This is a genomic window from Paenibacillus konkukensis (assembly GCF_023523925.1).
GTDB classification, from domain to species: Bacteria; Bacillota; Bacilli; order Paenibacillales; family NBRC-103111; genus Paenibacillus_S; species Paenibacillus_S doosanensis.
Window position 1 is genome coordinate 4327501 of the sequence record NZ_CP027059.1, and the last position, 22616, is coordinate 4350116.

Here is a 22616-nt window from a genome sequence, read left to right on the forward strand (position 1 = left end):
GCCGATCCGGTTATCGCTCAATTTGACCAAGACCCCGTTATGGAACTGCGTCACTTTTTTAATAAAGGTCTGAACAAGAGAAGGGTCCAGTTTACCGAACGATTCATTAAATAACTGATCAAGCACGAGATAGGGAGAGGCGCCTTTTTTATGATAACGGGCGGAGGTCATTGCATGGAAAATATCAGCGATAGCTACGATCTTCGAATAGAGATGAATTTTATCCCCTTTGATTCCCATTGGATATCCGGAACCGTCTTCCCGTTCGTGATGCTGAAGAGCCGATAATTTTACCCCTTCATTAATGGCCGTGACGTTCTTTAGCATGTTATATCCGATAACGGTATGCTGCTTCATCTCTTCCGTTTCCTCAACAGTCAGCTTGTTCGGTTTATACAGTATTCCCTGATCCACCTTGGTATTGCCGATATCATGAAGCAGCCCGGCAAGTGCTACCGGCATCAAATCCCTGGCGGGTAGCCCGTGCCATTTGGCCAAGCTGTAGGAGGTTAAGCTCACCATAATGCTGTTATGGTACACATAGTCATGAAGCTGAAACATTCTAGGGGTAAACGTCAAAATCCGGTACTGTTCGATATGTTGAATCAGCGCCTCAAGCTGGGTGCGAATTTCAAGGATCGGCGGATTTTGTCCGCTGGCCGAGATAAATACCCGTTTCAGCAAAGCCAACATTTTATCGTATTCTTCGAAAAAAGGAGAGACCGCGCTTCCAGTTTCCTCCGTAGCCGCTTCTTTTGCCGATTCTTGTTCTGTCTTTGATTCTATCGAGACGGTTGGAATAAGAAATGCTTTCAATATCTCAATGTCTCTTTCCGTCATGACTTTCCCTTTGTAGAAAAGAGTATTGCCGCGCTTTGTCTGCACGTTTTCGCTCATCTTCTCGCCAGGCTTTAATTGAGATACGGGAACAGTCGCCATCGAACGTCCTCACCTTACTTTCTGTCATATCATTCCTATTCTAAACGAAAAAGAATGGGGATGTAACCCCCATTCTTCGCGGTATGTGATAAAATTTAACGTTTGACTTGATTACTCTTGCGACTCGTTGGAATCAACGGTTTCTTCGCCGTCCTGCTCATCCAGCGCTTCTTCGTTTTTCTCGACTCTGGCGACGGTAGCCACCTCGTCCTCATCGCGGATATTAATGAGTCTAACCCCTTGCGTATTGCGTCCCATCATGGAAATGCCCGACATGCTTGTACGAATAATCGTGCCAAGGGCGGTTATAATCATGAGATCCTCGTCATCCTGAACGACTTTGAGGCCGACCACATAGCCGTTTTTAGGCGTAACGTTAAGAGTCTTGATTCCTTTGCCGCCGCGCGATTGGAGACGGTACTCGTCAATCGGAGTCCGCTTGCCGAAGCCTTTGGAGGTGACGATCAGAACGCTGTTGTCCTTGCGAACCACGTCCATATCGATCACAGCATCGTCTTCGCCGATGTGGATGCCCTTCACCCCGGTAGCCGAACGTCCCATCGAACGCACTTCTTCTTCCGGGAAGTGAATGGAGAGGCCCTGCTTGGTTCCCATAATGATCGTCTGATTGCCGTCAGTCAACCGGACGCCGATCAGATCATCGTCTTCGCGAAGCGTGATAGCGATCAAACCGCCTTTGCGGATGTTGCTGTAGTCGTCGAGCGGCGTCTTTTTCACCAAACCGTTCTTGGTTGCAAAGAATAAATACTGCTCGGACTCGAAGCTCTCCACCGGAATGACCGCGTTAATCGTCTCTCCCTGCTCAATCTGGATCAGATTAATGATAGGAGTTCCACGGGCCGTACGGCTAAGATCAGGAATCTCGTAGGCTTTCAGACGGTACACTTTTCCCTTGTTGGTGAAGAACATCAAGTAATGATGAGTATTGGTTACGAACAGATGCTCGACGAAGTCGTTATCCTTCGTATCCATGCCGATGACACCTTTGCCGCCGCGCTTCTGGCTGCGGTACGTAGTTACCGGCAGCCGCTTGATGTAGCCGGTGTGCGTGATGGTGATAATGACGTCTTCCTGCGGAATCAGGTCCTCATCCTCGATGCTTTCTTCACCTATCGTAATCTCGGAGCGGCGCTCGTCGCCGAATTTCTCTTTGATTTCGTTAAGCTCTGTGCTGATGATGGCCAGAACCAGCTGCTCATCGGCCAAGATCGCTTTGTACTCGGCAATTTTTTGCTGGAGCTCCGCGTACTCCTCTTCGATCTTCTCGCGTTCCAAACCGGTCAAGCGCTGCAGACGCATGTCTAGAATCGCCTGCGCCTGCTCGTAGGTAAGAGCGAACTCCCGGATCAGACCGTCGCGCGCTTCCTCAGTCGTACGGGATGCGCGGATCAGGGCGATGACGCGATCCAAATGATCGAGCGCTATGCGCAAGCCTTCGAGAATGTGAGCTCTTGCTTCGGCTTTGCGCAGCTCGTATTCGGTACGGCGGCGGATAACTACCTTCTGGTGCTCCAAATAATGAAACAGCATTTCCTTCAGATTCATGACCTTCGGCTCGCCGTTGACCAGCGCCAGCATGATGATGCCAAAGTTGGATTGAAGGGCCGTATGCTTGTACAAATTGTTCAAAACAACATTCGGATTAACATCGCGGCGCAGCTCAATGACGATGCGCATCCCGTTGCGGTCCGATTCATCGCGCAGGTCGGTAATGCCGTCGATTCTTTTCTCTCGCACGAGCTCCGCGATCTTCTCGATCAGACGGGCTTTGATAACCTGATACGGAAGCTCATGAACGATGATTCGCGCTTTGTTATTGTTTTCTTCAATCGTGGCTCTCGCCCGCATCGTAACGGAGCCGCGTCCTGTATTATAGGCTTGTCTGATTCCTTCGCGCCCAAGAATGAAGCCGGCCGTAGGAAAATCCGGGCCTTTAATCGATTGCATCAAATCCATAGGAGTGCAATCCGGATTTTCGATCAGCTGCTGAACGCCGTCGATCACCTCTCTCAAGTTATGAGGAGGAATGTTCGTCGCCATACCGACTGCAATGCCGGAGCTGCCGTTCACGAGCAAATTCGGAAAACGGGCCGGAAGAACGGCCGGCTCCTGCTCCTCGCCGTCATAGTTCGGAATAAAATCGATCGTTTCCTTGTTGATGTCGCGCAGCATCTCCATGGCGATCTTGGATAATCTGGCCTCGGTATAACGCATCGCCGCCGCAAAGTCGCCGTCGATCGAACCAAAGTTGCCGTGGCCGTCCACCAGCATATAGCGAAGCGAGAAGTCTTGCGCCATCCGCACCATGGTCTCATAAACAGCGCTGTCCCCGTGCGGGTGATATTTACCGATGACTTCGCCGACGATTCTGGCCGATTTCTTGTGAGGCTTATCCGGAGACATTCCCAGCTCGGACATGGCGAACAGAATGCGTCGATGCACAGGCTTAAGCCCGTCCCTTACGTCCGGCAAGGCGCGGCTGACGATAATGCTCATGGCGTAATCCATAAAGGAAGTCCGCATCTCCGAGCTAATATCGATTTCTTTAATTTGTGGTGACCTCTGTTCGTCGGACATTGTTTACCTCCTGAGAGTTTTCCGTAGGGAAAACTTACTTCGTAAGCACTAGCTGAACTTTCCCATAGGGAAAGTTTACTTCGTAAGCACTACTGAGTTTTCCGTAGGGAAAACTTACTTCGTAAGCACTGCTGAATACGATTAAAGCCCGTGCAGTCTTTTAAGAATTAAATTATTCAATGAGTTCGCTCTAACAAATGGACTCCCGGCATTGATCCGCGGAATCTGCATCGGGTCGGTTCCCCGCTCCGTAAGCCCGCTGACGGTGGTATAGGCATACCGAATGCCTGCCTTGTTCAATAGTTCTGCCGATTTGGCGTCATAGATACCGAATGGGAAGGCAAACGAATCGACGGGCCTGGGATAAAGAGATCCCAGCTTGCTGCGGCACAGCTCGGTGTCGTCAATAATGCGCTGCTCGAACTGCGCTTCCGTCTCTTCTATCCCTGCGCTGTTCGTCAGCCTTGTCGTGAAGAGAGCGCCGCCGTTCGGAGCACGGTCATGCAGGCTGTCCGTATGACACTGTACGTCTATTCCGGGATTTTCCTGAGTCATTTGCCGGATCTGATCTTTCGATAGAGAAGGAATATGACTCATCAGTGGCTGTTCCAGATCTTTGGTAATGACGAAATTGACGGCGGGAATATTCAATTCATTCAAAATGGGGTAAGCGCGGGTATAAAAACTTTGGTATCCGTCATCAAAAGTAACCAAAACCGCATTCGGAGGAACCGCCCCTCCCGCCAAAAACGCCTTAAACTGAGAGAGCGTAATAAAGTGATACCCTCTTTGCAGCAGATCGGTCAACTGATCCCGGAACAATCGGGAAGAAATCGTCACGTCGCCTACTATTTCGTCATCGATATGATGATAGGCGACGACGGCTACCTTATCGGTGTAGGCATTCCATTCAGCGCTTCGAAACAATCCCGGACTGAGCCATAGCAGAACGATCATAAGCAGCCATAGTCCGGCTTTCTGTATCCCATTCAACGCTAATAGCTCCTTCTATTTTTTTCCTAAACATCAAGATTTTTAACGAACTTGGCATGCTGCTGGATAAATTCTCTGCGCGGTTCGACATTTTCCCCCATGAGCGCGTCAAAAATAGCGTCCGCATCCATCGCATCCTGAATATTCACCTGCAGCAGCGTGCGGCTCTCCGGGTCCATCGTCGTCTCCCACAGCTGTTCAGGGTCCATCTCTCCTAGACCTTTATACCGCTGCACATTGACCTTCACGCCTTCGCCGAACTCCTGCATGATCGCATCCCTCTGCTTATCGTTGTAAGCGTAACGGACCGTTTTGTTGCGCTCCAATTTGTACAGCGGCGGCTGGGCGATATAAATATAGCCGGCCTCGACCACTTTCCGCATATAGCGATAGAAGAACGTAAGCAGCAGCGTACGAATATGCGCTCCGTCGACATCGGCATCGGTCATAATGATCACTTTATGATAACGCGCTTTGGAGATATCGAAGTCGTCGCCGATTCCCGTTCCGAGCGCCGTAATGATCGCGCGAATTTCCGCGCTGGACAGAATGCGATCCAGCCGAGCCTTCTCTACGTTGAGGATTTTACCGCGGATCGGCAAAATCGCTTGGAAATGACGGTCGCGTCCTTGCTTCGCCGAGCCTCCCGCGGAGTCCCCTTCGACGATGTAGACTTCGCTGATCGAAGCGTCTCTGGAAGAGCAGTCCGCCAATTTCCCCGGCAGGGCGCTCACTTCCAGCGCGCTTTTACGACGGGTCAACTCGCGAGCCCTCTTGGCAGCTTCGCGCGCGCGCGCCGCCTGAACGCCTTTTTCGACAATTTTCTTCGCTATCGCCGGGTTTTCGTCCAGAAATTCCATCAGCTTCTCGGAGAACAGCGATTCGACAATACCGCGCACTTCGCTGTTGCCCAGTTTGGTCTTCGTCTGTCCTTCAAACTGCGGCTCCGGAATTTTAACGGAAATGATCGCAATCAGACCTTCCCGCACATCATCCCCCGTAAGGTTCGAGTCGCTGTCCTTGATCGCATTGTACTTGCGGGCATAATCGTTCAAAATGCGCGTCAAAGCGCTCTTGAACCCCGATTCATGCGTCCCGCCTTCATGTGTATGAATATTATTGGCAAACGAATAAATGTTCTCCGTATAGCTGTCATTGTACTGCAGGGCGATTTCGACCTGAATGAAATCCTTGGTGCCCTCCGTATAAATCGGCGCATGGATAGTCTCACGGTTCCGGTTCAAATATTCGACGAAGGAAATAATGCCTCCCTCGTATTTGAACGTATTGCTGACATCCGTCCGCTCGTCGGTCAAGCTAATTTCGATGCCTTTATTCAAGAACGCCAATTCCCGTATCCGGGATTGCAGCGTATCATAGTCGTAATCCGTCGTTTCCGTGAAAATCTCCTCATCCGGCCAAAATCGGATCGCAGTTCCCGTATGATCGGCGTCTCCTACGATCTTCAGATCATATTGGGGTACGCCGCGCTGGAATTCCTGCTGATGGATTTTCCCTTCGCGTTTGACTTGCACGACCAGCTTCTTGGAGAGAGCGTTCACGACAGACACGCCGACCCCGTGAAGACCGCCGGACACCTTATATCCTTCGCCTCCGAATTTACCGCCGGCATGAAGAACCGTAAGCACGACCTCCAGCGTCGACTTCTTCAGCTTCACGTTCTCGCCGACAGGAATCCCGCGGCCGTTATCAATAACGGTAATACTGTTGTCTTTATGGACAATGATTTCGATTTTGGTACAAAATCCGGCCAAAGCTTCGTCAATACTGTTGTCGACCACTTCCCACACAAGGTGATGAAGGCCTCTTACACTGGTCGACCCGATGTACATCCCCGGACGTTTCCGGACAGCCTCAAGACCTTCCAGTACCTGTATCTGACTTTCATCATACGTGTTTTGATTCACAGACATGTTGACACCCACTTTTCCAAGGTAAAATCTAGTTTGTTAATAACTGATGCGCCCGTTTCTTCAAAGTCATGGAGGAGATGGGGGAATAGTACACCTTCGATTGGGTGACCACCAGAGACTTGCTTTCTTCTTCCCCGATCACTTCAACCTTCTTGTCTTTGAGTGCGTAGCTGATGAACTGCTTTGATATTTTTGAAGATTTTTCGATGGATAAGTCAAATATGGCCACGAGCTCAGCTGCACGAATAATTTTTTCTCCGCCTAAATGGATGAACATTTCCGCGCCCTCTCCTTATCGCGTGAGACTTTGCTAAGTTAGGCTTCCGTTCCGAACATGAATGACAGAAGCGTTTTCCAGCTTGGCTAAATCCACGCTTTCAATTCCGGTCGTCGTAATAAACGTCTGCACTTTGTTCTGAAACGTCTCAATCAGCTGGGTTTGCCGGGACCGATCGAGCTCGGACAAAACGTCGTCCAGCAGCAAAATCGGGTATTCCCCGACTTCTTCGCGAATCAATTCGATTTCGGCTAATTTCAAAGAGAGCGCCGTCGTCCTCTGTTGCCCTTGCGAACCGAACGTTTGCACTTCTTTGTCGTTAATATAGAACAATAAATCATCCCGATGAGGGCCCACCAACGTAACGCCGCGCCGCACTTCCTGTTCTTTCACCTGTGATAACTTTATCATAAATTGGTCAAATAAAACAGTTTCATCTTCCACAGCCGCGGAATCGAACGCCGTCGCATAAGCGATTCGGACCTGTTCGCCTCCTCCGGTGATCCCCAGATGAATCTTCTCCGCCCAGGATTGCAGCTTCTTTATAAAGCTTTGACGTTTTTTAATAATTTTAATACCAAAATTCGCTAATTGTTCGTTCCACACCTCCAGCATGCCGTCTTTGGCATCCTTGGCGGAAAACAATTGCTTCAAGTAGTTGTTGCGCTGCGTCAATATTTTCTGATACTGCGACAGATCGTATAAATAAGCCGGATGCACCTGACCGATCTCCATATCCAGAAAGCGCCGGCGGACGGAAGGCGAGCCTTTGACGATTTCCAAGTCTTCGGGCGCGAACATGACGACATTGAGGGAACCTACGAAATTGCTCAGCTTCTTTTGCTCAAGTCCGTTGATCTTCGCCTTCTTCCCTTGCTGGGATATAGTCAGGTCAAGCTGACACGTGCCGTACTTTTTCTCCACCTCGCCGTGCAGCAGCGTATGGGAAGCGTTCCACTGGATGAGCTCTTTATCCTGATGAGTCCGATGAGACTTGGTTAAGGCCAACACAAAGATGGATTCCAACAGGTTCGTTTTTCCTTGAGCGTTGGGACCCACAATGATGTTGACCATATGTCCGGTTTCAAAAAAGACTTCGTCATAGTTGCGGTAATGCTGTAAAGACAGCTTTTTCAGTTGCAAAGCATTTCCTCCTACAGGCTTATGCGAACGCACAGCCGCTTCCAAACATGCTAGCCGCGAGCCACTTGAAATTCTCCGCAGCCTTCGACACGCACACGATCCTGATCAACGAGCTTCTTGCCGCGGCGGTTCTCCGGTTCTCCATTGACGAAAATAGCGGTGTCCTGCAAAAAGCTTTTAGCTTGACCGCCCGTTGAAATACAGTCCGCAAGCTTGAGAAACTGGCCTAACGTGATGTACTCCGTATGAATATGGATCGTCTTCATCGTAATTCGATCCCCCTTTTTCCCTGAAAATAGGCGCGTCAGTTCGTCGTCCGATAAGGCAGAATCAGCTGCAGCAGACTGGAGGTTTCCTCCGGCCGGATAATGATCGGCTGCATCGCGCCGCTGAAGCCGATGCGGATCAAGTCGCCGTCCATCACTTTGAGCGCATCGAGCATATATTTGGAGTTGAACGAAATCCGCAGCAGCTCCCCGGTCAAGCTGGACACTTCGAGCTGCTCCGTTACTTTCCCGAGCTCGGAGGAGCTGGAAGAAATCTCGATCGTGTGGTCCTCGCGCATAATTAATTTAACGATATTCGTCTTCTCTTCCCTTGAGAGCAAATACGCCCGATCGATCGCTTCGGCGAGCTGCTGCGAGTTAATGACCAGCTCGGTTTGGAACGATTGCGGAATCAGCTTGGACGTGTCCGGATACGTTCCGTCCAAAATGCGGGTATAGAACAAAATCGAGCTGAGTTTAAACAACACCTGATTTTCGGCAAAAATAATGTCGATCAATGTATTTTGGTCGGGCAAAATTTTGGAAAGCTCATTGAGCGTTTTCCCCGATATCGATACGTTGTGCAGCGTAAAATCGGCATCCACTTCGATATTCGTTTCGCGGCTGCCGAGACGGTGCCGGTCACATGCGGTAAACTTCAGCTTGCGATCGGCGATCGTCCACAAAATACCGGTCAAAATCGGCGTCGATTCATTGGTGGAGACGGCAAACGACGTTTGTTTGATCATCGTTTTGAGCAGATCGCTCGGCATTTGAATGCGGCGGTTTTCTTCGATGCTCGGAAGCGTAGGATATTCCTCCGGATCGAGACCGACCAGCTGAATTTCGGAGGAACCCGAACGAATGGTCGTTTGGAAATGATCCTTCACTTCGATTTCCACCACTTGAGCCGGCAGCTTCCGTACGATCTCTACAAAAAATTTGGAAGAGAGAACGACGCTCCCCGGGCGTTCCAGCTCAATGATATGAAGCTCGTTCTTTTCCACAGGGATAAAGCTTTGGATCGATATGTCCGTGTCGCTGGCGGTCAGCGTCATTCCGTTAGCATCCGCATCTATTTTGATCCCGCTCAAAATGGGAATGGTCGTCTTATTCGATATGGCTTTGGATACATGCTGAATGGATTCGTTCAAATGTTCTTTCAGGATCGTTAACTTCATATTGTCACTCCTATGGTTACGAAAATGATGGAGATGCCATATACATCTATAATACCTTTTTTTTATTAGTAATAGTAGTAGGGGCCCTGGATATGTGGATATGTGCAAAAAAACGCCAAAACGAAAGCCTATCCACATGTGAATAGTTTGTGCATAGGCTTATAGTTATACAGAAACGAAAAGCTACTCACCAAGACTCTGGATAAGTCTTTATCGGAGGCAAGTCCGATCAAGTAGCTTTGTTCATCATACCGTTATGTTTTTCACTTTCTCCATCAAATTCTGAATAATCTTGTATAATTCCTGATCGTTCTTCAATGCCTCCGAGATTTTCTCATGAGCATGAATGACGGTCGTATGGTCGCGTCCGCCGAACGCTTCGCCGATCTTGGGCAAAGAGAAGTCGGTCATTTCGCGGGCCAAATACATCGCGATCTGCCTTGGGAAAGCGACCATTTTCGTACGCTTCCTCGCCTTGAAATCCTCCAGCTTGAGTCCGTAAAATTCGCCGACCTTCTGCTGAATATCCTGAATCGTGATCACCTTCGGCCGGCTGCTGGGAATAATATCTTTCAGCGCTTCGGCCGCCAAATGCGAAGAAATATCTTCGTTAATCAGCGATGAATAGGCGACGACGCGAATGAGGGCGCCTTCGAGCTCCCGGATGTTCGTATCGATTTGATTGGCTATGTAAACCATCGCCTCGTTCGGTATTTCCAAGTTTTCCGCCTTCGCTTTTTTGCGCAAAATCGCAATCCGCGTCTCCAGATCGGGCGGCTGAATGTCGGTGATCAGACCCCATTCGAACCGGGAGCGCAGCCGTTCCTCCAGCGTCGGAATTTCTTTCGGCGGGCGGTCGCTGGATATAATAATTTGCTTGCGTTCTTCGTGCAGCGCATTAAACGTATGGAAAAATTCTTCCTGCGTTTGTTCTTTTCCGGCCAGAAACTGAATATCATCTATAAGCAGCACGTCGATATTGCGGTATTTGTTGCGGAAACTCTCGCCCCGGTTGTCGCGAATCGCGTTGATGAATTCGTTCGTGAATTTTTCGGACGAGATGTACAGCACCTTGGCGCTCGGATTATGCTCCAGCACGTAATGTCCGATCGCATGCATAAGGTGCGTTTTTCCAAGCCCCACGCCTCCGTATAAAAACAGCGGGTTATAAGCCTTCGCCGGCGCTTCGGCCACAGCAAGAGAAGCCGCATGAGCAAACCGATTGCCCGAACCGATGACAAAGGTGTCAAACGTATACTTCGGGTTCATCATATGGCTGAACGTTTCTTCTGGGACGGCGGATTGGGCTTTCACCGGGATATTGGGCAGGGAGGAGGGAGCGCCGACCGCTTTATCTTCGTCGGACTCGATGATGAACTTCACTTCCGCTGGCTTTCCAAGGTAATCGAATATCGTATCCTTAATCAGCTTGGTGTACCGGTTCTCCAGCCATTCCCTGGCGAAGTTGTTCGGTGCGCAGATGACGACTTTCGACTCGTTGAAAACAACGGCCTTTGTGGACGTAAACCAGGTTTCGAAGCTCGGTTTACTTAGCCTTGTTTGAATAATGGAAAGAACTTGCTGCCATTGCTCGTTCGGATGGCTTTCCACAATGTATTCACTCCTTCAAAAAAATAGGCGGTGTGGCTAAAGCCATACGGGTGTAGAAAAAATGCGGGTCGTGTCGTAAAATATCCACAACATTCAGAAGATGCGACTTTTTATTATACAGAGGGGCTGTAAATTGTTCACAAAGATATCCACAGGCTGTTGATAAAATAGTTGATAACCGTTCTCTATCCACAGGATAAGCATTATCATAATAACAAAATATGCAGTGATTATCAATGGATTGTTTCGATTTATCCACATCTTCAAGAGCTTGTGTGTAACTTTTATCAACAACACAAGATATTGTTTATAACGTGTTATTAGTTCGACAAATCCTGCGCATAAGCGCTTTTTTTTATTCACAGGCACTTTTTTGGCGAGTCATCCACAGGCCCGGCTGCGGCCGGGAGAATGGCAAAACTTTGTCGGAGGGGGAAGTTGACTTTTGGGCTTTAAGATGTTTTAATGTTATAAGGTATTTTTGGGAATGGTATTCCTTTGGGGAGGTGCATATAATGAGACCGACATACAAACCGAACGTGAGAAAACATAAGAAGGTTCACGGCTTCCGTAAGAGAATGAGTACGAAGAATGGTCGTAAAGTACTCGCTGCTCGTCGTCTTAAAGGAAGAAAAGTATTGAGCGCATAATACAAAAGACCACTGTCAGGTGGTCTTTTTTGTTGTATATGGACCTTTGGTTCCGGAGGTTGTCGGCGGCTGATTGCCCCGGAAGCGGGGAAGACGGGTTTAAAATTACCGGTTTTGGCACAGGCTAGTATTGTTTTGGCGGGGCGGATCGGGTCGAAGATGGAGAGAACACGCGTGGAGAAGAAAAATCGCTTAACGAAAAGAGAATATTTCGATAAGGTGTACCGCGGCGGCAAGTCGATGGCGAATCACCAGTTTGTCCTCTATTATTATCCGCGTCCTCAGCAGGAGTCGTTTCGCCTCGGGATTTCGGTCAGCAAGAAGCTCGGCAACGCGGTCGTCCGCAACCGAATCCGCCGGGTCGTTAAGGAAATCGTAAGGCTGAACAGGCCGAAATTTGCCGGCGGCTACGATTTTATTCTCATCGCCCGCAAGCCGGTCGTCGGACTGACTTATCAAGAGGTGGAGAAGAGCATCCTCCATGTGTTCAAGCGAGCGTCGCTTTTGGCGCGAAAATAAGGCGATTTCATTTCTTTTTTACGATAAGATATGATATAGTTTATTATTGGAAAAGATTAATCTAGGAGGATATCATTTTGACGCGTCGACTTGCTACATATTTACCGCTTTTACTATTGTTCCTGGTGTTAGCGGGTTGTACTCCGGCGACGACACCGATCGATCCGAATAACGGGGTGTGGGACAAGTATTTCGTTGGTCCTTTGGCAGAAGTACTCGATTGGTTCGCGGCAAAGCTGTGGGAACAGTACGGATTGTCCATTTTAGTCGTAACAGTTATTATCCGATTGATTATATTACCGCTTACGCTGAAGCAGTATAAGAGCTCGAAGCGGATGCAGGAATTGCAGCCAGAACTGAAGAAGCTTAAGGATAAGTATAAAGACGATCCGAAGAAGCAGCAGGAAGAGACGATGAAGCTGTTCCAGAGCAACGGCGTCAATCCGCTGGCAGGCTGTTTCCCGCTTATCGTGCAAATGCCTATTCTGATCGCATTATATAATGCCATCATGCGCAATCACCACATCGGCGAGCACTCCTTCCTCTGGATGCAGCTCGGAACGAAAGATCCTTATTATATTCTGCCGTTATGCGCCGCTTTGACGACGTTCTTCCAGCAGAAGATGATGAAAACTCAAATGAACCCGCAAATGCAAAGCCTTATGTTTATTTTCCCGGTACTGATCTTCGTCATGGCAATGAACTTCGCCTCGGCGCTGCCGCTATACTGGGTATACAGTAACCTTTTCACGATTGTACAATCATACTTTATTTATGGTGGATCTCAAAATAAGGTGGGCCAGTCGAAATGAAAAAAATAGTGGTTACGGGTAAGTCGATTGAGGAAGCCGTTAAGAATGGCCTTCAGCAATGGAATACCACCGAGGATCGGGTCAAAATACAAGTGTTGGAGCAGCCCTCTAGAGGGCTGTTCGGCATAATCGGCGCCAAGGATGCGAAAGTTGAGCTGGAGCTGATTCCCGATGCCATCGAAGAAGCCATTCATTTTTTGGAAGACGTGTCTCGTACAATGAGTTTGCAAGTTCGCATAGAAAAGAAGGAAGGCAAAGACGGTCCTGAGCTGCATCTCTACGGTTCGGAGCTCGGGATGCTGATCGGCCGCAGAGGGCAGACGCTGGATGCGCTGCAATATCTCGTCAACATCGTGGCTAACCGGTATTCGACCTCCCATTTGCGCATTGTGCTCGATGCGGAGCAGTTCCGCGAACGGCGCAAAAAGACGCTGGAGGATTTGGCCGACCGTTTGGCCGACAGGGTGATCCGCACTAAGAAGGAAGTCGTATTGGAACCGATGTCTCCGCAGGAGCGTAAAGTGATTCATGCCAAGCTGCAGGATCATGGCAAGGTTCGGACGTTCAGCAGAGGCGAGGAGCCGAACCGGAGAGTCGTAATTGTGTCCAGATAAAATGATCGCAATCGCTGCAATGATGTCATCGTTATGACTCATTGCTTTTTTTAAGTAGAGCGGTCTTTTCTCAAAGACCGGTGAAAGTGTCCGGGGAGCGAATAGGGAGTTGAAGCAGCGTCATGCATTCCATCGCCGGCCTTCTAAAAAATATATGCCGTCGTTTCGGTTGGTGAAAGAAGCCGTAATTTCAGGCTTGAGAGGTTGGGAGTTAACATGATACAAGATACTATCGCAGCGATTTCCACTCCGATCGGCGAGGGGGGCATCGCCATCATCCGCGTCAGCGGAGACGGAGCCGTGGCCGCAGTGGAGCGTATTTTTGCAGGGAAAATCAAGCTGTCCGAGGTGCCTACGCATACCGTTCATTACGGACATATTCAAGATCCGGCGACGAAGAGCCGCATCGACGAAGTGCTGGTGACCCTCATGAGAGGGCCCAGATCGTTTACGGCGGAAGATGTGGTTGAGGTCAGCTGTCACGGCGGATTCATTTCGGTGAAAAAGGTGCTGGATCTGCTGCTGGAGCAAGACGGGGTGCGTTTGGCCGAGCCGGGTGAATTTACGAAGCGGGCCTTCCTCAACGGGCGTATCGACTTGTCCCAGGCGGAAGCGGTGATCGATGTGATCCGGGCCAAGTCGGACCGGGCGCAGCGCATCGCGATGAAGCAGTCGGAAGGAAGCTTGTCGAAGAAGATTAAGGAACTGCGGCACGAGCTCGTCGAGCTGATGGCGCACATCGAGGTGAACATCGATTATCCGGAGCATGACGTTGAAGAAATGACTAATGCTTTCATCAAAGAAAAATGCGTGAAGGCGATGGAGCAAATCGAGCGGCTGCTTGCTACGGCCCAGCAGGGGAAAATTCTTCGCGAGGGGATTGTGACGGCCATCGTCGGCAAACCGAACGTAGGCAAGTCTTCGCTGCTTAATACGCTGGCGCAGGAGAATCGCGCCATTGTTACTGACATTCCCGGAACGACGCGCGATGTCATCGAGGAATTCGTCAACGTCAACGGCATTCCGCTCAAGCTGCTGGATACGGCGGGCATTCGCGAAACGGCGGATATTGTCGAACAGATCGGCGTGGAGAAATCGCGCAGCGCCTTGGCCGACGCCGATTTGATTTTACTCGTCTTCAACGGAGCGGAACGGCTGCAGGAAGACGAGCTGGAGCTGATCACCCAGTTGAAGGCGAGGCAGACGATCGTGATCGTGAATAAGCTGGATTTGCCTCAGCAGATCGAAACGGATGTTTTGCTTCGCGAGTTCGGTCCGGAGCGGGTCGTGAAGATGTCGCTGCTGGAGCAGCAGGGCATCGCCGACTTGGAAAAAGCTATAGCTAGTATTTTCTTCAGCGGTCAGGTAGAATCAAGTGATCTGACTTATGTGAGCAATGCGCGCCATATTTCATTGTTCAAAAAGGCTAAAAGTTCGCTTGACGAAGCGCTGGAGGCAGCCGAGGCATACGTACCTATCGATATGATCCAAATCGATATTCGCAACGCCTGGGAGCATCTCGGCGAAATTATCGGCGATTCGGTAGGAGATTCGTTGATCGATCAAATTTTCTCCCAATTTTGTTTGGGTAAATAAATAGAAGCTTCTTATATAAGCAGGGAGGTAGATGTAACGATGAGTTACGTTGGAGGAACATACGACGTTATTGTCGTCGGAGCCGGTCATGCCGGCTGTGAAGCGGCGCTTGCCGCGGCCCGGATGGGCTGCGAAACGCTGATGATTACTATTAATCTGGATATGGTAGCGTTCATGCCATGCAATCCTTCGATAGGCGGTCCCGCCAAAGGCCATGTCGTGCGGGAAATCGACGCGCTCGGCGGAGAAATGGGACGCAATATCGATAAAACGTATATTCAAATGCGGATGCTGAATACGGGCAAAGGCCCAGCCGTTCATGCACTGCGCGCGCAAGCGGATAAATTTCTGTATCAGCATATGATGAAGGAAACGATGGAAAAAGAAGAGAAGCTGACGCTTCGCCAAGGTATGGTCGAAGAGCTGATCGTCGAGGACGGCGTCTGCAAAGGCGTCATTACGAAAACCGGCGCGCGCTATATGGCCGATGCCGTTGTCATTACGACAGGAACGTATTTGCGCGGCAAAATCATTATGGGCGAGCTGATGTATGAGAGCGGACCGAACAACCAGCAGCCTGCGGTGAAATTGTCGCAATCGTTGAAGGAGCATGGGCTTGAGCTCGTTCGCTTCAAGACGGGAACGCCGCCGCGCGTGCATAAGGAAACGATCGATTTCAGCAAAACGGTGATTCAGCCCGGCGACGAGAAACCGAAATTTTTCTCTTTCGAAACGACGGAGGAGGTGCCGAATCAGCTTCCGTGCTGGTTGACGTACACTTCGGAGGAAACTCACCGTATCATTAACGATAACCTGCATCGCGCTCCAATGTTCTCGGGGGCGATCGAAGGAACGGGTCCGCGTTACTGTCCGTCGATTGAAGATAAGATCGTACGATTCAGCGATAAGCCGAAGCATCAAATTTTCTTGGAGCCGGAAGGCCGCAATACATCGGAATATTATGTACAGGGCCTATCCACCAGTATGCCGGAAGATGTGCAGCTGAACATTTTGCGCTCCATACCGGGCTTGGAAAAAGTCGAAATGATGCGCACCGGCTATGCGATCGAATACGATGCCGTCATCCCTACTCAGTTGAAGCCGTCGCTGGAGACGAAGGTGGTTGAGCGGCTGTTTACAGCCGGGCAAATCAACGGTACTTCCGGATACGAAGAAGCGGCCGGTCAGGGCGTTATGGCCGGAATAAACGCCGCGCGCAAAGTGAAGGGGGAAGAACCCGTCATTTTGGACCGTTCGGAAGGATACATCGGCGTATTGATCGACGACCTGGTGACGAAAGGGACGAATGAGCCGTATCGTCTGCTCACTTCGCGCGCCGAATATCGTCTGCTGCTGAGACATGATAACGCGGATCAGCGCTTGACGCCGATCGGGCATAATATCGGCCTGATCAAGGAAGACCGTTACCAACGCTTCCTATTGAAGCAGCAGCATATCGCCGAAGAGCTTGAACGGTTGAAAACGACCAAGATCAAACCGGTCGAGGCGCAGGAGATGCTGACTTCTCTTGGCAGCGCCGAGCTGAGCAATTCGGTTGATCTGCTCACGCTGCTTCGCCGTCCGGAAGTCACATACGCGCATATTCATGCATTGTCGCCGGCTCCGGTCGAACTGACGGAAGAAGAGATGGAGCAGGTCGAAATTCAAGTGAAGTATACCGGCTACATCGAGAAGCAGCTGGCCCAGGTCGACCGTTTGCGCAAAATGGAGAAAAAGAAAATTCCCGACGATATCCGCTACGAAGATATTCACGGTATCGCTACGGAAGCCAAACAAAAGCTGGCAAAGATCCGCCCGATTTCCATCGGTCAGGCATCCCGTATTGCCGGGGTAACCCCCGCGGACATTTCGATTTTGCTAGTGCATTTGGAGCATTACAATAAAGTGGTGGCGGCTAGGAGTTAATATGGATTTTATACAAACGCAGTTTATCGATGGGTTAAAATCAAAAAACATCGTTTTATCCGATGAGCAGCTGTCTCAATTCGAAACGTATTATAAAGAGCTGGTGGAATGGAACGAGAAAATGAATTTGACCGGCATTACCGAGAGAGAGCAAGTATATGTGAAGCATTTCTACGACTCTCTTTCACTAGCATTCTTCGTTCCGATGGGAGAACAGCGGCGTCTGGCCGATATCGGCTCCGGCGCTGGATTTCCCAGCATTCCGCTAAAAATTGCGTTTCCGCATTTGCAGGTAACGATTGTAGATTCGCTAAATAAACGAATTCAATTTTTGAATCATTTGACAGAGCGGCTGAATTTATCCGATGTGCAGTGTATTCATGGCCGTGCGGAAGACATTGCGCGGACGCCGGAGCATCGAGATCATTATGATATCGTTACGGCGAGAGCCGTTGCGAGATTGGCCGTATTGAACGAGTTTTGCCTCCCATTCGTCAAGGCCAACGGGCATTTCATTGCCATGAAAGGCAGCGAAGTGGGGGAAGAGGTGCAAGAGGCGGCATTTAGCTTGAAGGAACTCAAAGGAACGCTGGTGCAAACCCATTCCTTTGAGCTGCCGGACCAAGAGGTATCCAAGCGGCATCTCGTTATTATCCGGAAGACGGCAGCCACGCCTGCCAAGTATCCCCGCAAAGCGGGAACGCCGCTCAAGTCCCCGTTGGTTCGTTAAAATCGAATGCTGTTTCACGTGGAACACTTTACCGTAAAACAATGTGCGATGAGCATCCGTTATCTATCATACGAGAAAAGTTATTTTTTAAGGCTTCTTTTACGAAGCCTTTTTTCTACATAAGAGACTAAGCTTTTTATGAATGACAGCAGCCCGTTTTGATTTAAAATGTTGCACCAACTGCTGCGCCAAAGCGGGCCGGGGATTTTTGAACAAGCCCAATGCCTTATCACTGCATGAGCAAAATCGGGGTACAGCGCGGCAGTCATCTTACTACGGAAAAAGGGGGATTAATATTGTAAGCACCGTTGGCAATGAACGCCGGCGGGTTTCTGAAAAGAGCTTCATGCGTGCTCACGGAAAGCAAGTTATCGGGTTGAATCTGCATCATTATGGACAGTACTTATTTGTTCACTTATTTTTCATGGACTTCTCTAATTCCACATGCAGGAAATTCCGTATTCTTGGAGAATTATATACATTGTAGAGTAAAAGTTTCGGTTCATATTTACGGCAAAAGATCGGGTGGTAAATTAATGAAAGAACAGATCTCAAAGTTGTTTGGATTTACGGAAAAAACTTCGGCGGATGAAATCAAGAATATTTCTGTGCATGACATTATTCCGAGTCCGTATCAGCCTAGAACGATTTTTGACGATGAACGAATTGATGAACTGTGTCAAACCATTAAGACTCATGGCGTCATTCAGCCGATCGTTGTGCGTATTCGAGATAATATATATGAATTAATTGCGGGCGAGCGCAGATGGAGAGCGGTGAAAAAGCTCGGAATGGCGACGGTTCCCGCTATTATTCGCGACTTCAACGATTCGCAGGCGGCTTCCATTGCGCTTATCGAGAACTTGCAGCGTGAGGGGCTTACCGCAATTGAAGAGGCTTTGGCTTACCAGCAGCTGATCGATTTGCATTCGCTTACACAAGAGAGTCTTGCACAGCGCTTGGGCAAGAGCCAATCTACGATCGCCAATAAAATTCGTTTGCTGAATCTGAGCGAGCCTGTGAAGCTTGCCTTGATGGAACGGAAAATTACGGAGAGACATGCTCGCGCGCTGTTGTCTTTGGATCAGGAAGAGCTGCAGGTTAAGGTGCTGGAGGACATTTTGTCCAAAGAGCTTAATGTGAAGCAGACGGAAGCAAGAATTCAATTGCTGAAGGAAGCCGTCAAACAAAAGAAAGCGAAACGAATTTCGTTCTCCAAGGATGTGCGTCTTGCGCTGAATACGATTCGTCAATCCGTCGATATGGTAACCTCGTCCGGTTTGCAAATTAACACGACGGAGCAGGATTACGAGGATCACTACGAGATCGTCATCAAGATACCAAAAAGATAAGCAATTGCGCTCAGCGACGGTTTTTTAACGCCGATGGGACTTGATCTTTACTAGGCTGACGCTTTAGTGAACTTAAACATTCCTATACGGTAAAAAATATAGTATGATAGAAGAGTAGATTTTTTGGGGATTTTCGACAAGGCTATTCTTCATTTTGCGGTTTCAAGCTAGGCAAATTCCCTTTGTTTTGAGGGTACAGGCGGCCAGTCGGTTTACAGCGGCACAGGCTGTTTCTGAACATGGAGTATTTTGCCGCCGCGATAGGTTTGCGTTTTCGAAAATCAAAATAAATATTCGCGTATGCTGCGATCCAATCAACCTCTACATACGGTCTTTCAGCGATGAGAAGGCCTTGATAGAGGTTTTCTCGCCACATAGGAATATTCATTTTGCTTGCAATTCCTATTTGAAAAGGTTTCGGTAGAGGTTTTCTCTATGTTTTCGTTTTATTCAATGTCATGAAATAGCCTTTATCGTCCCCGCAGCTCTGAATGTTTCGTGCGCATGAGCGAGTATGATGACTTGATCTTGCTCGTACTTAGTATTTTATTGAGGTGAAATGATTTTGTCTAAGATTATCGCAATAACGAATCAAAAGGGTGGGGTAGGCAAAACGACAACATCCGTAAATTTGGGAGCGTCTCTAGCGTCCTTAGGTAAAAAAGTTCTATTGGTAGATATCGACCCCCAGGGAAATACGACGAGCGGAATCGGAGTCAATAAGGCGGACGTTGTTTATTGCATTTATGACGTGATCATTAACGATATTCATCCTAAAGAAGCGATGGTAGATACGGCGATACCGAATTTGAAGATTATTCCTGCAACGATTCAGCTTGCCGGAGCGGAGATCGAGCTGGTGCCTACTATTTCGCGTGAGGTGCGATTGAAAAAGTCGCTGCAGCTGGTCAAGCATTTGTTCGACTATGTGCTGATCGATTGCCCGCCTTCTTTGGGTATCCTTACGGTCAATTCGTTGACGGCCGCCGATTCCGTCATCATACCGATTCAATGCGAATACTATGCTTTAGAAGGATTAAGCCAGCTATTGAATACCGTTCGGCTCGTTCAGAAGCATTTGAACACTTCTCTGCAAATCGAAGGCGTGCTGCTGACAATGTTCGATGCCAGAACGAACCTGGGGATGCAAGTGATTGAGGAAGTGAAGAAATACTTCCAGCAAAAAGTATATCAAACGATAATTCCGCGAAATGTTAGATTGAGTGAGGCACCTAGCCATGGTCAATCGATTGTAACTTATGATCCGCGATCAAAGGGAGCCGAAGTCTACATGGAGCTCGCAAAGGAAGTGATCGCACTGTGAGTAAACGACTAGGAAAAGGCTTGGACGCATTGCTGCCGGCATTAAGCATTAACGACGACGATAAGGTCGTAGAAATTCCGCTGTCCCAGCTTCGGGCCAATCCGTACCAGCCTAGAAGAACGTTCCATGACGAATCGATTAATGAATTAGCCGCTTCCATTAAAGAACATGGGGTGATTCAGCCGATTATCGTTCGCACCGTGCTGAAGGGCTATGAGATTATCGCCGGGGAACGGCGGTTTCGGGCATCGCAAGTATGCGGAATGGCAACGATCCCGGCTGTAGTGAAGAAATTTAGCGACCAACAAGTAATGGAAATCGCTTTGATAGAGAATGTGCAGAGGGAAGACTTGAATGCAATGGAAGTTGCCGTTGCTTACCAGGCGCTGATCGACCAGTTTTCACTGACGCAGGAAGAACTCTCGGTAAAAGTAGGGAAGAGCCGCTCCCATATAGCTAACTTTTTGCGGCTGATTCATTTGCCGGAGGAAGTCAAACAGTATGTTTCACGTGGAACATTGTCTATGGGCCATGCCAAGGCTATCGTCGGATTAAAAGACGCCAAGCTCATTAAAGCGCTGGCCGAGCAGGCGATCAAAGAACAATGGAGCGTTCGGGAACTCGAAGAAGAAGTGAAAAGGCTGGAAGAAAAGGCCGATACCAAGAAAACCTCCGCCAAGGCGAAAAAGAAAGATCCGTACATTAACGAATTGGAAGAAACGCTGCGTGATGTGTATCGGACTACGGTGAAAATTAAACATAACAACAATAAAGGGAAAATCGAGCTGATGTACTACTCCAAGGACGATTTGGACCGATTGTTGGAACTGCTGCAAGGGAAAATATCGTAATCACCCTAAGGCGAGTAGAAGGATGAACTGTAGCATATCTTGTTATTGCCTTTGTTTTTAGGGCAGACTAGATATGCTACTTTTTGTGAAGGAAGGTGAAAACCATGCAAGTAGCATACTTTGATCATGCGGCATCTTCTTGGCCCAAACCGCCGGAAGTGTTGGAAGCGATGCAGCGATGCATGCTGGAATATGCGGCCAATCCCGGGAGAGGAAGCCACCAAATGGCAGTGCAGGCAAGCCGCGCGTTGTTCGAAACGAGAAAAAATCTTGCCAAGCTGTTTGCTGTGAAAAATCCGAATGATATTTCGTTTGCGCAAAATACAACGATGGCCTTGAATCAGGCGATTTTAGGTTTTGTGAAAGATGGAGATCATGTCGTCTGCACGTCGGTAGAGCACAATTCCGTGCGCAGACCGCTTGAGTTTTTGAAAAAAACGAAAGGAATTTCCATCACCTATGTCGCCACAAACGAAAAGGGCGAGTTGCATATCGACGATGTGGCTGCGGCAATAACGGCGAATACGACACTGCTGGTATGCAGCCACAGCTCTAATCTGCTCGGCAGCATTTTACCTGTGGAGCAAATGGGCGAATTATGCCGGCAAAAAGGCGTTACGTTCCTCGTCGACGCCGCGCAATCGGCCGGTACTCTGCCTATCGATGTCGTTCGCATGGGCATCCATCTGTTGGCATTCCCCGGGCATAAAGCTTTATTGGGGCCTCAGGGAACAGGAGGTCTCTATATCGATCCGGAGCTCGATCTGGTTCCGCTGATGCATGGGGGGACTGGAAGCCAATCCGAGGCGATCGACCAACCAACCGTGCGCCCGGACCGCTATGAGGCGGGAACGCAAAATACGGTCGGTATTGCGGGATTGAATGAAGGCGTGAAGTTCGTATTGAGAGAGACGACGGAGAAAATACATAAAAAAGAGTGGGAGCAAACGCAGAGGATCATGGCGGGGCTGATGGAAATTGAAGGAGTGAAGGTGCTGGGACCGGATTTGGGGCAAAATAAGACCGGTATCGTCACTTTTACCGTACATGAAGCCGACTCATCGGAGATCGCCTTCATCCTCGATCACTCATTCCAAATTGCCGTGCGTTCAGGCTATCACTGCTCCCCGCTCGCTCATGAAAGCGCCGGGACCATGGAGCGCGGCGCGGTCCGTGCCAGCGTCGGCTATTTTACATCCGAGGAAGAAGTCGACCGGCTCATTGCTGCGGTCAAAGAAATCGCCAAGCATGTAAAGTGAAAAAATCAGGAGAAGAGATAAGAAACACAACGGCATAGGGG

22 protein-coding genes (1 of these 22 running past the window's edge) are annotated in these 22616 nt (G+C 49.2%); 12 read left to right on the forward strand and 10 right to left on the reverse strand.

All coding sequences use genetic code 11. The features are described from left to right. The 9 genes from SK3146_RS18655 to dnaA all read right to left on the reverse strand — a co-directional run. A protein-coding gene (locus SK3146_RS18655) for an HD-GYP domain-containing protein (RefSeq protein ID WP_249860240.1) crosses the window boundary here: on the reverse strand, window positions 1–939 show its 5' portion. It extends 117 nt beyond the left edge of the window; the window shows 939 of its 1056 coding nt (coding positions 1–939); its start codon is at window positions 937–939; its stop codon lies beyond the left edge, outside the window. Window positions 940–1050: 111 nt separating this feature from the next. After that, window positions 1051–3537 carry a DNA gyrase subunit A gene (gene gyrA / locus SK3146_RS18660; RefSeq protein WP_249860241.1) on the reverse strand — a complete coding sequence of 829 codons (2487 nt, stop codon included), beginning with the start codon at window positions 3535–3537 and terminating at the stop codon, window positions 1051–1053. 141 nt (window positions 3538–3678) lie between these two features. Further along, window positions 3679–4530: a polysaccharide deacetylase family protein gene (locus SK3146_RS18665; RefSeq protein ID WP_249860242.1), complete on the reverse strand. Its 852-nt coding sequence runs from the start codon at window positions 4528–4530 to the stop codon at window positions 3679–3681. Between the two features lie 26 nt (window positions 4531–4556). Next, complete coding sequence (gyrB, locus tag SK3146_RS18670; protein WP_249860243.1) at window positions 4557–6464, reverse strand: DNA topoisomerase (ATP-hydrolyzing) subunit B; 1908 nt, start codon at window positions 6462–6464, stop codon at window positions 4557–4559. Window positions 6465–6492: 28 nt separating this feature from the next. Further along, a complete protein-coding gene (gene remB, locus SK3146_RS18675) occupies window positions 6493–6741 on the reverse strand; it encodes an extracellular matrix regulator RemB (protein ID WP_249860244.1) in 249 nt (82 codons plus the stop codon). A gap of 33 nt (window positions 6742–6774) precedes the next feature. Next, window positions 6775–7884, reverse strand: a complete 1110-nt coding sequence (gene recF / locus SK3146_RS18680) for a DNA replication/repair protein RecF (RefSeq protein ID WP_249860245.1) — start codon at window positions 7882–7884, stop codon at window positions 6775–6777. A 50-nt stretch (window positions 7885–7934) separates the two neighbouring features. After that, window positions 7935–8150, reverse strand: coding sequence for a S4 domain-containing protein YaaA (gene yaaA, locus SK3146_RS18685; protein WP_249860246.1), 216 nt, complete (start codon window positions 8148–8150; stop codon window positions 7935–7937). A 38-nt stretch (window positions 8151–8188) separates the two neighbouring features. Further along, window positions 8189–9331, reverse strand: coding sequence for a DNA polymerase III subunit beta (gene dnaN / locus SK3146_RS18690; protein WP_249860247.1), 1143 nt, complete (start codon window positions 9329–9331; stop codon window positions 8189–8191). A 246-nt stretch (window positions 9332–9577) separates the two neighbouring features. Further along, window positions 9578–10942, reverse strand: a complete 1365-nt coding sequence (gene dnaA, locus SK3146_RS18695; protein WP_249860248.1) for a chromosomal replication initiator protein DnaA — start codon at window positions 10940–10942, stop codon at window positions 9578–9580. A gap of 515 nt (window positions 10943–11457) precedes the next feature. On the opposite strand from dnaA, the gene rpmH reads away from it, so the two are divergent. The 9 genes from rpmH (at window position 11458) to noc (ending at window position 19141) form a co-directional block, all read left to right on the forward strand. Then, window positions 11458–11592 carry a 50S ribosomal protein L34 gene (gene rpmH, locus SK3146_RS18700; protein ID WP_028550661.1) on the forward strand — a complete coding sequence of 45 codons (135 nt, stop codon included), beginning with the start codon at window positions 11458–11460 and terminating at the stop codon, window positions 11590–11592. Window positions 11593–11766: 174 nt separating this feature from the next. Next, window positions 11767–12111: a ribonuclease P protein component gene (gene rnpA, locus SK3146_RS18705; RefSeq protein WP_249866360.1), complete on the forward strand. Its 345-nt coding sequence runs from the start codon at window positions 11767–11769 to the stop codon at window positions 12109–12111. A gap of 77 nt (window positions 12112–12188) precedes the next feature. Next, a complete protein-coding gene (yidC, locus tag SK3146_RS18710) occupies window positions 12189–12923 on the forward strand; it encodes a membrane protein insertase YidC (RefSeq protein ID WP_249860249.1) in 735 nt (244 codons plus the stop codon). Next, entirely contained in the window at window positions 12920–13537 is a 618-nt protein-coding gene (gene jag / locus SK3146_RS18715) for an RNA-binding cell elongation regulator Jag/EloR (protein WP_249860250.1), read from the forward strand. Before yidC ends, jag begins: the two co-directional genes overlap by 4 nt. A 216-nt stretch (window positions 13538–13753) precedes the next feature. Then, window positions 13754–15133, forward strand: coding sequence for a tRNA uridine-5-carboxymethylaminomethyl(34) synthesis GTPase MnmE (gene mnmE, locus SK3146_RS18720; protein WP_249860251.1), 1380 nt, complete (start codon window positions 13754–13756; stop codon window positions 15131–15133). Window positions 15134–15172: 39 nt separating this feature from the next. Then, window positions 15173–17059 carry a tRNA uridine-5-carboxymethylaminomethyl(34) synthesis enzyme MnmG gene (mnmG, locus tag SK3146_RS18725; RefSeq protein WP_249860252.1) on the forward strand — a complete coding sequence of 629 codons (1887 nt, stop codon included), beginning with the start codon at window positions 15173–15175 and terminating at the stop codon, window positions 17057–17059. Between the two features lies 1 nt (window position 17060). Further along, complete coding sequence (gene rsmG / locus SK3146_RS18730; RefSeq protein WP_249860253.1) at window positions 17061–17789, forward strand: 16S rRNA (guanine(527)-N(7))-methyltransferase RsmG; 729 nt, start codon at window positions 17061–17063, stop codon at window positions 17787–17789. Window positions 17790–17931: 142 nt separating this feature from the next. Further along, window positions 17932–18276: a hypothetical protein gene (locus SK3146_RS18735; protein WP_249860254.1), complete on the forward strand. Its 345-nt coding sequence runs from the start codon at window positions 17932–17934 to the stop codon at window positions 18274–18276. Between the two features lie 49 nt (window positions 18277–18325). Continuing rightward, the gene (gene noc / locus SK3146_RS18740; RefSeq protein ID WP_249860255.1) at window positions 18326–19141 is read left to right on the forward strand and encodes a nucleoid occlusion protein; all 816 of its coding nucleotides are present in this window, start codon (window positions 18326–18328) and stop codon (window positions 19139–19141) included. Between the two features lie 142 nt (window positions 19142–19283). Here noc and SK3146_RS18745 read toward each other — a convergent pair whose 3' ends face one another. Further along, window positions 19284–19529, reverse strand: a complete 246-nt coding sequence (locus SK3146_RS18745) for a hypothetical protein (RefSeq protein ID WP_249860256.1) — start codon at window positions 19527–19529, stop codon at window positions 19284–19286. 177 nt (window positions 19530–19706) lie between these two features. Between SK3146_RS18745 and SK3146_RS18750 the strand changes: the two genes are divergently transcribed. The 3 genes from SK3146_RS18750 (at window position 19707) to SK3146_RS18760 (ending at window position 22575) form a co-directional block, all read left to right on the forward strand. Beyond that, window positions 19707–20465 carry a ParA family protein gene (locus SK3146_RS18750; RefSeq protein WP_249860257.1) on the forward strand — a complete coding sequence of 253 codons (759 nt, stop codon included), beginning with the start codon at window positions 19707–19709 and terminating at the stop codon, window positions 20463–20465. Next, window positions 20462–21316 (forward strand): ParB/RepB/Spo0J family partition protein, encoded by an 855-nt coding sequence (locus SK3146_RS18755; protein ID WP_249860258.1) that lies wholly within the window; start codon window positions 20462–20464, stop codon window positions 21314–21316. The genes SK3146_RS18750 and SK3146_RS18755 overlap by 4 nt, the downstream gene beginning before the upstream one ends. Window positions 21317–21420: 104 nt before the next feature. Then, window positions 21421–22575, forward strand: coding sequence for an aminotransferase class V-fold PLP-dependent enzyme (locus SK3146_RS18760; RefSeq protein ID WP_249860259.1), 1155 nt, complete (start codon window positions 21421–21423; stop codon window positions 22573–22575). Window positions 22576–22616 lie beyond the last annotated feature (41 nt).